General features: G+C 62.1%; 6 protein-coding genes. 3 read left to right on the top strand and 3 right to left on the bottom strand.

Annotation, left to right across the window (positions count from 1 at the left end; genetic code table 11):
* Positions 1 to 225 precede the first annotated feature (225 nt).
* Positions 226 to 5,289 carry an acyl-CoA dehydratase activase-related protein gene (locus OZY47_RS02020; RefSeq protein WP_277178284.1) on the top strand — a complete coding sequence of 1,688 codons (5,064 nt, stop codon included), beginning with the start codon at positions 226 to 228 and terminating at the stop codon, positions 5,287 to 5,289.
* 119 nt (positions 5,290 to 5,408) lie between these two features.
* Here OZY47_RS02020 and OZY47_RS02025 read toward each other — a convergent pair whose 3' ends face one another.
* Complete coding sequence (locus tag OZY47_RS02025) at positions 5,409 to 6,536, bottom strand: NADH:flavin oxidoreductase/NADH oxidase (RefSeq protein ID WP_277178285.1); 1,128 nt, start codon at positions 6,534 to 6,536, stop codon at positions 5,409 to 5,411.
* A 193-nt stretch (positions 6,537 to 6,729) separates the two neighbouring features.
* On the opposite strand from OZY47_RS02025, the gene OZY47_RS02030 reads away from it, so the two are divergent.
* Positions 6,730 to 8,004 carry a glutamate-cysteine ligase family protein gene (locus tag OZY47_RS02030; protein ID WP_277178286.1) on the top strand — a complete coding sequence of 425 codons (1,275 nt, stop codon included), beginning with the start codon at positions 6,730 to 6,732 and terminating at the stop codon, positions 8,002 to 8,004.
* Positions 8,005 to 8,176: 172 nt separating this feature from the next.
* On the opposite strand, the gene OZY47_RS02035 is transcribed toward OZY47_RS02030, so the two are convergent.
* Together OZY47_RS02035 and OZY47_RS02040 are read right to left on the bottom strand one after the other, a co-directional pair.
* Positions 8,177 to 8,791: a TetR/AcrR family transcriptional regulator gene (locus tag OZY47_RS02035; RefSeq protein WP_277178287.1), complete on the bottom strand. Its 615-nt coding sequence runs from the start codon at positions 8,789 to 8,791 to the stop codon at positions 8,177 to 8,179.
* A gap of 191 nt (positions 8,792 to 8,982) precedes the next feature.
* The gene (locus OZY47_RS02040) at positions 8,983 to 10,251 is read right to left on the bottom strand and encodes an MFS transporter (protein ID WP_277178288.1); all 1,269 of its coding nucleotides are present in this window, start codon (positions 10,249 to 10,251) and stop codon (positions 8,983 to 8,985) included.
* Positions 10,252 to 10,679: 428 nt separating this feature from the next.
* Between OZY47_RS02040 and OZY47_RS02045 the strand changes: the two genes are divergently transcribed.
* Positions 10,680 to 12,512, top strand: a complete 1,833-nt coding sequence (locus OZY47_RS02045) for an ABC transporter ATP-binding protein (RefSeq protein ID WP_277178289.1) — start codon at positions 10,680 to 10,682, stop codon at positions 12,510 to 12,512.
* Positions 12,513 to 12,634 lie beyond the last annotated feature (122 nt).

The raw sequence follows: 12,634 nt of genomic DNA on the forward strand, positions 1-12,634 counted from the left end.
AATTGTCTGACGATGGTGGTCGCTTGGGAAACGGTCGGATAACTAAACAAATCTGAAAGTTTTGTCAAGAGATGTACTTCACATTGCTTGTAACTGTAAGCTTAATCACTCCCGGGCTATGGTGTTCTGGTGGGTATATCGACTAACCTTGTAAGTTATATGTGTGCAAACTCACAGCGTTATGACGCCGGGGGGTCTTGACAAGGATGATGAAGAGGTTGATGCATGGTTGACACAGTGAAAGCCACGGACGCCACCGGGTCATTGAGGGTCGGTCTTGACATCGGATCGACGACGGTCAAAGCCGTGGTGCTCGACACAAGCAACGACCTGAAGGACGTGCTGTTCTCCGACTATCGCAGGCACAACGCCAACGTGCGCGCCACGGTGGCCGGGCTGCTGCGTGACATCAAGAAGCAGCTCGAGGAGGAGGGACGCGGCTCCCAGCCGATCAACCTCGCCATCACCGGTTCCGGCGGCCTGGGCCTGGCCGACGACATGAACGTCCCGTTCGTCCAGGAGGTCATCGCCGAGACCAAGGCCATCGACGAGGTCTACCCCGAAGCCGACGTCATCATCGAGCTCGGCGGCGAGGACGCGAAGATCACGTATTTGAAGCCGACTCCCGAGCAGCGTATGAACGGCTCGTGCGCGGGCGGCACCGGCGCGTTCATCGACCAGATGGCGACGTTGCTGGACACCGATGCCAGCGGCCTCAACGATATGGCCAAGGATTACAAGCTGCTGTATCCCATCGCCTCGCGCTGCGGCGTGTTCGCCAAATCCGATTTGCAGCCGCTCATCAACGACGGCGCGGACAAGCCCGACCTGGCCGCTTCCATCTTCTCGGCGGTCGCCACGCAGACCATCGCTGGCCTCGCTTCCGGCCGCCCAATCCACGGCAATGTGATTTTCCTGGGTGGACCGCTCTTCTTCCTTTCCGAGCTGCGTGAGGCCTTCGCCCGCGCGCTCGAGGGCAAGGTCGACAAGTTCATCGTCCCCGAGAACGCCCACCTGTACGTCGCCTACGGCGCCGCGCTGATGTGCGGCGACGACAACGAGCTCGACGCCGGCCAGCATTTCGAGCCCCACAGCTGCCAGGAGATCATCGACGACCTCGAAGCCCTCAAGAACAAGCCGGTTGACACCGCTACGATGCCTCCGCTTTTCCCGACCGAGGAGGACCGCCGCAAGTTCAACGAGCGTCACGGCAAGGAGCAGGTCAAGGTCGGTACGCTCGAAGGCGCGAAAGGCCCGCATTTCCTTGGTATCGATGCAGGTTCGACGACAATCAAGGCGACGCTCATCAACGACGACCGCGAGATCGTGTGGTCGTCCTACGGCACCAACGACGGTAGTCCGCTCGACGCGGCCGTTGAAATCGTGCGCAAGATCGAGAACGAGCTTCCGGCCGAGGCTTGGATTGCCCGCAGCTGCTCCACCGGTTACGGCGAAGGCCTGATCACCACCGGCCTGCACTTGGACGAAGGCGTGGTGGAGACCATGGCGCATTATCGCGGCGCCGAAATGGTGAGCCCGGGCGTCACGGCCGTCATCGACATCGGCGGGCAGGACATGAAGTACCTCGCCATCGCTGACGGCGTCATCGATTCGATTTCCGTCAACGAGGCATGCTCGTCGGGCTGCGGCTCGTTCCTGCAGACCTTCGCGTATTCCATGGGCCTGACCATCGAGGAGTTCACGCAGGCCGCGTTGAGGTCCGACCACCCGGTCGACCTGGGCTCGCGTTGCACCGTGTTCATGAACTCGTCGGTCAAGCAGGCGCAGAAGGAAGGCGCCACCGTCGAGAACATCGCGGCGGGTCTATGCTATTCCGTGGTGCGTAACGCGCTCTACAAGGTCATCAAGCTGCGCGACGCCGGCCAGCTCGGCGACACCATCGAGGTGCAGGGCGGCACATTCCTCAACGACGCCGTGCTGCGCGCCTTCGAGCTGTTGACCGGTAAAGAGGTCACCAGGCCGAATATCGCCGGCCTTATGGGCGCATTCGGCGCGGCCCTGACCGCCCGTATGCACTATGAGGACGCGCACGATACCGATGAAACGGCGGAGCACACCACCTCGTCCATCGTGCAGGGGGAGGAGCTCGACCATCTGTCGATGACCTCCGAGCGTGACGTCTGTAAGCGGTGCCAGAACCGCTGCAAACTCACCATCACGACCTTCCAGGATGGTTCGCGTTATGTCACCGGCAACCGCTGCGAACGTGGTGCCGACGCGAAGGCTGAACGCAGCGACCGTCCGAACCTCTACGACTACAAGTACAAGCGTGTCTTCGCCTACCGTCGCCTGACCGATAAGAAGGCCTACCGTGGCGAAATCGGCATTCCGCGCGCGCTCAACATGTACGAGAACTATCCGTTCTGGTTCACACTGCTGACCAACCTGGGCTTCAAAGTGCGGCTTTCGGGTCGAAGCAGCCATGAGCTCTTCCAGTCCGGCATCGAATCCATCGCCTCCGAGAACATCTGCTACCCGGCGAAGATGGTGCACGGGCACATCAAGTGGCTGCTCGACCGCGGCGTCAAGACCATTTTCTACCCCTGCGTTTCGTACGAGGAGAATTTGGTCGAAGGCGACACCGACAACCACTACAACTGCCCGATTGTCGCCAACTACCCGGTGGTCATCGAGGCGAACATGGCCGAGCTGCGCGAGCCGGGCATCCGTTACATGCGCCCCTACTTCAACCTTGCCGACCACGAGCTGATGGTCGACCGCATCGTCGAGGAATTCGCGTGGACCAACGTGACGCGCGAAGAGGCCGAGAAAGCCGTCAAGGCCGCGTACGCCGAGGACAAGATCTTCAAGCACGACGTGCAGCAGGAAGGCCTGCGCGCGCTCGCCTATATAAAGGAACACAATTGCCGCGGCATCGTGCTCGCCGGCCGTCCCTACCATATCGACCCGGAAATCAACCACGGCATCCCTGAGACCATCTGCTCGCTGGGCATGGCGGTGCTGTCCGAGGACTCCATCTGCGAGCTGCAGCCCGGCGAGAAGCTGCATCTGAGCGAATACCTGAGCAAGGGGGAGAAGGACCCGCGCGCCAAAGACGAAGGCGGGTTCCGCGAGGTCGGCGACCGCAAGGTCATCAACATGCCGTTGCGTGTGGCCAACCAGTGGGCCTACCATTCTAGGCTGTATTCGGCGGCGAATTTCGTCGCGTCCTACCCGGGGCTCGAGCTGGTGCAGCTCAACTCTTTCGGCTGCGGCATCGACGCCATCACCACCGACCAGGTCAGCGAGATCCTCGCCGACAAGGCCGATGTCTACACGCTCCTGAAGATCGACGAGGTCAGCAACCTCGGCGCGGCGAAGATTCGTCTGCGCTCGCTCAAGGCGGCTATCGAGGAGCGCGAGAACAACAAGGCGAAGCTCAAGAAATCCGCCGAGAAGGCGGAGCTTGAGGCGAAGGCCGCGGTCAGCGCCGCGGGCGAGGGAGACGCCATGGGATCCACCAAGGTTTCCGCGCAGGACGAGGCCAAGAAGGCCGCAGAGGCGAAGGTCCGTCAGGAGGCCGCCGCCAAGCGCGCAGCCGAGCTCAAGGACGCCGAGAGCAAGTTGGAGGAGGCCAAGGCGCAATTGGCCGCCGCGCAGGCCGCTGTCGACGCCGCGCAGAACAAGGCGCAAGACGCCAAACAGAATGCCGACGCCGACGCCGCAGTCGCCGAGGATACTGTTGATAGCTCTGACGCCGAGGAAGTCCCCGCCGACAAGCGGGGCGACTTCCGCAAAACCGGTTCCAAGGCGCCCACTCCGGGCCGCCAGGTGTTGCTCGACAGCGTGATGAAGGCGAACCCAAAGCTCACCGAGGCGATGAAGGATGTCTCGCGCCGCGCCAACGGCGAACCCGTCGCCGCGGATAGCGCGAAGACCGACAAGGCCAACGTCATCGCAAGCACCGCCAAGTCCACCGACGGCAAGGCCAAGAAGCGTAGCAAGGGCACGCTTTCCGCCTACGCCCACAAGATGCGCTTCCAGAAGGACATGCGCAAGGACTACACTATCGTCGCCCCGCAGATGAGCCCGGTGCATATGAGTCTGGTCGAGTCCGTCATCCGTTCCGGTGGCTACAAGTTCGACGTGCTCAAGATGGCCGACCAGCAGGACGTGGAGACCGGCCTCAAGTACGTCAACAACGACGCCTGCTACCCGGCCATCATGGTCGTCGGCCAGCTGGTCGATTCGATCATCAAAGGCAAATACGACCCCGACAAGGTCTGCCTCGCCATCACCCAGACCGGCGGCATGTGCCGCGCGACCAACTATTACGGCCTGATTCGCAAGGCTTTGGTCGACGCCGGCTATCCGCAGGTGCCGGTCATCGCCCTTTCCACCCAAGGCATCGAAGACAACCCCGGCTTCACCGCGACCCCGACGCTGCTGTGGCGCGCGGTCAAGGCACTGGTTATCGGCGATCTGCTGATGAAATGCCATTATCGTGTTCGTCCGTACGAAAAGGTGAAGGGCAGCGCCAACCAGCTTTACGAGATGTGGGATAAGATCGTCCGCGAGACCATTGAGCACCACGGCCATTCCGCGACCGCCAAAGCCAAGATCGGCAAGGGGTATCTGCCGTATCAGACGTTGCTCAAGGAGATCGTCAAGAGCTTCGACGCCCTGCCGCTGCGCAACATTCCGCGCAAGCCGCGCGTCGGCGTGGTCGGCGAGATTCTGGTGAAGTACCACCCGGACGCCAACAACCATCTGGTCGACCAGATTGAGAAACAGGGTTGCGAGGCCGTGGTGCCCGGCATTATGGAATTCATGACCACGCGTCCCTATATCACCGACTGGAACGAGCACAATACCGGCATGGGCGGTAACAAGAAGGCTTACGCTGTGATGCGTTGGGGCCTCGACCGGATTCTGAACCCGGTGCGCCGCGCCATCGATCTGTCGCATGGCAAGTTCAGCCAGGACACTCCGATGCCCGAACTCGTCAAGCTCGCTTCGACAGTCACCTCGATCGGTGTGCAGGCTGGTGAAGGATGGCTCTTGACCGGCGAGATTTTGGAGCTCATCAAGTCCGGCTGCCCGAACGTCGTGTGCGCCCAGCCGTTCGCCTGCCTGCCCAACCACGTCACTGGGCGCGGTATGTTCGGTAAGATTCGTCGTTTGCACCCCGAGGCCAACATCGTCTCGATCGATTATGATCCCGGTGCTTCCGCCGCCAATCAGCTCAACCGCATCAAGCTGATGATCGCGGCCGCCAAGAAGGCCGACCAGAAGCTGAACGACCAAAAGCTGACCAAGGCCGCCTGATTCGACAGGCCGTGATTGGCCGATTAACGGTGTGAATACCAAGGTCGGGCGATACCTACGAACAGGTACCGCCCGACCTTTGGTTTATGCGTTTTTATTTGGTTGGGTGGATCATCGTCTCACCACTCGGCGCGCCAATATTGCGGGGCGGCGGGGATATTCTCGCGCGGCACACCCAGGCGGGCGGCGGCTATCGCGGGCCAGTGCGGGTTGCGCATCGCGGCGCGTCCGATCGACACCGCATCCACCTGCTTGGTGCGCAGCATCGTCTCGGCCTGCTCGGGGCTGGATATGCCGCCCACCACGCTGACGGTCGCGTCGGTATCAGCCAGCGCCCGTTTCATCTGAGCACCCAGAATCGCATGGAAACCGGGACCGGAAGGCTGCAGCGGCGTGTTGACTAGGCCGCCGGAGGACACGTCGACCCAGTTGATGCCATGGTGCCTGACCAGGTCGCGCATCAGGCGTGCGGTCACGTCGATGTCGAGTCCGCCTTCGACCCAATCGGTGGCGGAGATGCGGATGCCGAGCGGCTTCGTGGCGGGCCAGGCGGCACGCACCGCGTCGACAACCTCGCGCGTCAGGCGGAACCGGTTCTCCTCGCTGCCGCCATACTCGTCGGTACGCGTGTTGGTCAGGGGCGAGAGCGATTGGTGCAGCAGATAGCCGTGGGCGGCGTGGATCTGGATGGCGTCGTAGCCCGCCTCATCAGCCTGTCGCGCGGCGTCGGCGAAGTCTTGCACAATCTCGGCCAGACCGGCTTTGTCCAGTTTTGTGGTCGGGCGATAGCCCTTGGCGATGGACTGGTCGGTCATGCCGACCGTCTGCCAGCCGCCGTCCTCGATTGGTGCCGAGCCGCCATGCGAATCAGCCAGCCAGGGGTTGCCCGAGGCGCGGCCGCCCGCGTGGTTGAGCTGCACGGCGACCGCGGCGCCCTGCGCGTGCGCGAACGAGACCAGACGGCGGTGCGCATCCACCTGTTCGTCGCTATACATTCCGAGGTCGTTCGGCGAGATGCGTCCAACCGGGTTGACACCGGTCGACTCGATGGTCAGCATGCCAAAGCCGCCCGCGGCCATCGCCCCGTAGTGTTGCAGGTGCCAGTCGGTGGCGACGCCATCGTGCTTGGTGACCGCGTATTGGCACATCGGCGAGAGGATGGTCCGGTTGCGCAGCGTCAGCCCCGGGCCATCCGGCGCGGCAATGGTGAGTGGCGAGAACAAGGTGCTGTGATTATCCGTGGTCATCTGGTGCTCCTTAAAAACAGTTGGTCAAATCCTGCGTTGCCTCAAGTATATGGCGCGCCGCGCGTCTCGCTTTGACGACAGCGGGAGCCATGGGGAGGGCGCGATGTCTCGCAACAGAATAGGGTTTCATGGCTCGGATGTGCAGCCCGCGTAATCCCCGGCGGAGGCCTCGGGCTGGGCATATCATGGAATCATGAACATTACTCCACGGGTGAGCTACGCGCACCTCAACGCCAAAGTCAACAGCAAGCATGTGGCGAGTCTGGTGCGCTTCTTCGAGTCCGGCGCGAAACCGGAGCGCGACGACGGCTATGGCGTCGAGATCGAGCATCTGCCGGTGCGCAACGGCGACGACACCGCCGTGTGCTACGCCGACCACAACGGCATCGAGCAGCTGCTGCAACGCATGCGCCGCTATTACGACGCCGACCGCGAGTTCAGCGAGAACGGCCATCTGCTCGGCCTGGCGCGCGACGGCATCGCCATCTCGCTCGAGCCGGGCGGCCAGGTGGAGACCTCGATTGGCGTGCTCCACAGCCCCGAGGAACTCACGAAACTTTACGCGCGCTTCCGCGCCGAGACGGATCCGATCGCCGAGGACCTGGGCTTCAGGCTTATCAACTACGGCTACCAGCCGGTCTCCAGCTACGCCGACATCTCGCTCAACCCCAAGCTGCGTTACGCGGCGATGAACGACTACCTCGGCCGTGTGGGGCAGTTCGGCCCTTGCATGATGCGCGCCTCGGCCTCCACCCAGGTGAGCATCGACTACAGCGACGAGGCCGACGCCATCGCCAAGATGCGCGTGGGCACCGCCTTGGGCCCGGTGCTTTCACTGCTCTTCCGCAACACCCCGTATTTCGAGGGTCGGCCCAATCCCTTCCCGCTGCTGCGCCAGCACATCTGGGACAGGCTCGACACCCAGCGCGCCGGCATCACCCTAGGTCTTTTCGACCCGAGGTTCGGCTGGGAGGACTACGCCGTCGACGTGCTGGCCACGCCGATGATGTTCGTCGACCTCACCGGCACCCCGGAGGCCGCCGATCTGCCCGAATCACAGCGGCAGCGCGCCGCCTTTCACGACAACGCGGCCGACGTCTACCCCGACCGCGAGCTCAACGCCCACGAGGTCGGCCACCTGCTCTCCACGCATTTCAACGACGTGAGGCTCAAGAACTTCGTCGAGATTCGTCATTGGGATTCGCTGCCGATCGAGCGCGCGGAACTGCTGACCGCCACCGTTGGCGGCATCTTCTACGATGACGCGCGCTTCGACCATTGGAAGGACTTCTTCGACGGCATCCGCGAGATCGATGTGACGGTGGCCAAGAACGAGCTGCAGGCGCTCGGCATGGCCGCGAAGCCATACGGCAAATCGATGGACGAGTGGCGCGAGGCGCTCGGTGTGGGCGACGCCCTCGAGAACGTGCCCGGGGACCCCGCGCATCCCGAGGTCTTTCAACAGTGACTCACATTTTTTAACGCCCAAGAAAAAATGGGAGCCAAATGAACATTGGGGAAATCGGGCGATTGCTGAAAACCCTTGGCGCGTAAGGGTTTCAACGATTATGCCGGCAGCGAATGTTCGGTTTCGGCTCTCATTTTTCCAAGCGTCCTAAAAAATGTGAGCCGGGGTCGGCCTACCGATATCCTTTCCACATCGGCATGGGCATCAATTCGCCCTCGCATTCGGCCCACATCTCGTTGAGGTCGCGTTGCGGGGCGCGCAGCCACCGCAGCTGGATGCCGTCCATCATGCTGAAGCCCGCTTGCAGCAGGTGCTCGATGTTGGTGCCCTCCGGCACAACCCACGGAATCTCCATCATCTCCTCGAGCAGGTTCTTGTCGCGGTTGGTGAAGTACTCGTGCGCCGGGTGCCTGGGGTCGATGGCCTCCGCGTCGAGGGTGGAGAACATGTGCACCTGCTCGGGCCGCTCGGCGTTGATCGCCACCACCTCGCGCCACATGCGCGCCACATTAGGCCGGTCGGTCATCCTGAAATGCTCCATGATCTTCTCGGTGCCCGGGTCGTAGACCTCGTCGAGCACGATGTTGAGCAGGCCCTCCTTGTTGCCGACGTGGTGGAGCACCCCGGCTTTGGTCATGCCCACCGTGTTCGCGATCTTCTGCAGCGAGGTGCCGTAATAGCCGCGCTGGCCGAAGGAGATCACGGCGGCCTCGAGGATCGCGGCGCGACTGTCGGCCCCTTTGCCCGTGCCGGTTGGCGTTGACGTGCGACGATGAAGGTGCAGCATCTCTTCTGGTTCTTCCTTTATATAACGATGGTTCCGCCGGTATCCAACTCTGATTGTGCCCCGCAAGGTAGACGGAATCGGCTTGGCTGACGGGTTCGTGGCGGTATGGAAAGGCCCCGCTTCGGTCGTGCTGACTTGCGGGGCCCTGTCATGGATTCGTGGGGTTTGGAGAGGCGTTATGCCATCTCCGCTTACTTCACCTTGCGGATCATCATGATGAAGATGGTGCCCACCAGCAGGAAGGCGACGGCGACGGGGAAGACGCCCTTGTAGCCACCGCAGATGCGGATGAACAGCGAGGTGAACGCCGGGGCGAGGGCCTGGCCGATGGTGTTGGCGAGGTTCAGGATGCCGAGGTCCTTGCCGGCCTCCTGCGGGTTGGGCAGGACGTCGACGTTCAGCGCCTGGTCGACGGACATGTAGCAGCCGTTGCCGAGACCGGCGAGGGCGGCGTAGACATAGATGCCGGTGGTCGTCGGGACGAGCCAGGCCACGAGCATGCCGAGCGCGATGATGACGCAGGCGAGGGCGACGATGAACTTGCGGCGGTGCAGGAAGTCGGAGAGCGGGCCGGAGACCATCGAGGCGAGGATGGTGGTGACCAGCGTGATGATCGACATGATCTGCATGGCCTTGCCGGCGTCATTGACGGACAGGTTGACGTAGCGCTCGAGGATTAGCAGCAGGTAGCCGGAGATCATGAACGTGCCGATGACGAAGGCGAGACGGCCGAACAGGGCGAGATAGAAGTCGCGGCAGTTGCTGGTCGGGGGAATGAAGGACTTGAGGATCTCGGAGACCGAGGTGGCCTTGGTGTTGTTCTCGGCGGACTTCTCGCGCGGCCAGATGAGCACGGTGATGAGGCCGGAGAACAGGAAGATGCAGGTGCCGATGGTCAGGCCGGTGTTGAGCTTGGTGAGGAAGAAGCTGCCGACGAAGTTGCCGACCTGCATGCCGACGATCTGGCCGGCGCCGTAGAGGGCGGAGAAGGTGCCGCGCACGTCCTCGGGGATGCGGTCGGAGAGCACCGCGACGGCGGGGGCGATCAGGCAGTTGATGCCGACCTGGACGATGCACCAGCCGATGACCATCCAGACCAGCGAGGTGGAGTGGGCGGTGAGGAAGTAGCCGGCCGCGCCGATGACGCCGCCCGCGACGATCCAGGGGGTGCGCTTGCCGATTTTGAACTTCGAGATGTCGGAGAAGGTGCCGAAGACGATGTTGGAGACCAGGGCGAAGATCGAGCTCACCGCGTTCATGGTGCCCAGCGCGTCCTCGGGCCTGATGCCCTTGATGCCGGAGAAGACCTGCGGCAGCAGCACGCCCGAGCCCATGGAGAAGGGGATGGCCCACAGGATGGAGACCAGCGCGAAACCGGTGGCGAAGCGGATCTTGTGCTCAAGCGGTTTTTGGGTGTCGGGCGCCAGGTTTGCTGGTGTCACATATATTTCTGCAGCCATGCAGTCCTCCTTGGATTCATCGGTAACGTCATGGTTACCGTCCGGCTGGTAGGTATTTTACCAATTTTTGTTGAATGCGATGACGTAAATCCGGTGTGATGCAAATCATTGCCGGGGATTCGCGTGGATTTTTACCTTGCGGAACAACGAAAACGGGATTTCGCGGTTTTTTGATTATTCGCTCAGAGCGGAAAATCATCGTTTAAGTGACAGGGGCGGGGGTGTCGAATATCGGCGTGGCGCAAGTGATTTCGACCACGTTGTTGTAGCCGGGATGTAATAGCCTAGTCGATAGTCAGCCGGGTTCTATCGTCCCTCGTTTCGGGTGTTTTGGCGGCATCGTGAGCGGTGTTTTTCCACCTCCGGAGCGGGACGCAAGTCAAGGGGAGAGCCAGCGGTTTTGAGAGCGAAAGATGAAAGAGGGATGGATGAGCAAGACACTTGATGCTCCCCAAGGTAAGGAATTGGCCACGCAGGCGCCGGAGCGCCCGAAGCACCTGATACGGACCCTGATGCACAGCCTGCGCGAATACAAGCGCGAGAGCTGGCTGGCGCCCGGTTTCGTGGCCATCGAAAGCATCTTGGAGATTCTGATTCCCACCATCATGGCCCAGATGATCGACCAGGGCGTGGCCGGCGGTTCGATGCCCGCGATCTGGAAGTTCGGCATGATCCTGCTGGGCTGCGCGGTGCTCTCGCTCTTCGCCGGGTTCATGTCGGGCCGTTATGCCGCCATCGCCTCGTCCGGTTTCGCCAAGAACCTGCGCCACGACCTCTTCGAGAAGGTGCAGTCCTTCAGCTTCACCAACATCGACCGGTTCTCCACCGGCTCCATCATCACCAGGCTCACCACCGATGTGACCAACATCCAGTTCGCCTTCCAGCTGATCATCCGCGTGGCGGTGCGAGCCCCGATCATGGTGGTCGTCGCATGGTTCTTCTCCTTCCGCATCAGCCACTCGATCTCGATGGTCTTTTTGATCATCATCCCGATTCTGGGTGTGGGGCTCACGGCCCTGGCGCTTTCGGTGCACCCGATCTTCGAGAAGGTCTTCCATACCTACGACCACCTCAACAACATCGTCGACGAGAACCTGCAGGGTATCCGCGTGGTCAAGTCCTACGACCGCGAGGAGCACGAGGACCATAAGTTCGGCCGCGTCTCGCAGCGCATCTTCACGCTCTACTGCAAGGCCGAGCACGTGATGGCCTTCAACTGGCCGATCCTCAACACCTGCATCTACGGCGCGATGCTCATCATCTCGTGGATGGGCACCAAGCAGATCGTCGCCTCGCACAACAATCCGGCGCTGGGCCTGACGACCGGCGATCTGACTGCGCTGGTCACCTACGCCATGCAGATCCTGATGTCGTTGAACATGGTCTCGATGATCGTGGTCATGGTCGTCATCTCGCGCGCCGACGCCGAGCGTATCTGCCAGGTGCTCAACGAAGTGAGCACCGTGCGCGACAACAGCCATCCGATCGACGTGGTGCCCGACGGGTCCATCGACTTCGACCACGTCACCTTCCGTTATTCCGAAGGTTCCGAGAAACCCGTCTTGGACGACATCAACCTCGACATCGCCAGCGGCAAGACCATCGGCATCGTCGGCGGCACCGGCTCCTCGAAATCCAGCCTGGTGCAGCTCATCCCGCGGCTTTACGACGTCAGCTCCGGCTCGCTGAAGGTCGGCGGCCACGACGTGCGCGACTACGACCTGGTCGCTCTGCGCGACGCGGTGGCCATGGTGCTGCAGAAGAACGTGCTCTTCACCGGCACCATCGCCGAGAACATCCGCTGGGGCAATCCCGACGCCACCGACGAGGATGTGCGGCGCGTCTGCAAGCTCGCCCAGGCCGACGGGTTCATCAACGAGTTCCCCAAGGGCTACGACACCTATATCGAGGAGGGCGGCTCCAACGTCTCCGGCGGCCAGCGCCAGCGCCTGTGCATCGCGCGCGCCCTGCTCAAGAAGCCGAAGATCCTCATCCTCGACGACTCCACCAGCGCGGTGGACACCAAGACCGACCAGCTCATCCGCCACGCCTTCGCCACCGAGATCCCCGACACCACGAAGATCATCATCGCCCAGCGTGTGGCCTCCGTCGAGGAGTCCGACGAGATCATCGTCATGGACGAGGGCCATATCCTCGACCACGGCACCCACGACGAGCTGTTGGAGACGTGCGAGGAATACCGTTCGATTTACGAATCCCAGACCAAGAACCAGGGCAAGGGGGATGACGACGATGAGTGAGAATACGGAAACCGTGAACACGACAGAGGCGACGCAGACGACACAAGACACGCAGATTGCTCAGACTACCCAGGCTGCGCAGGCGAAGCAGGTCGCGCAGAACCAGCAGAACCAGCGGAACA

Origin of the sequence: Bifidobacterium sp. ESL0790 (assembly GCF_029395435.1) — a bacterium.
Lineage (GTDB): Bacteria > Actinomycetota > Actinomycetes > Actinomycetales > Bifidobacteriaceae > Bifidobacterium.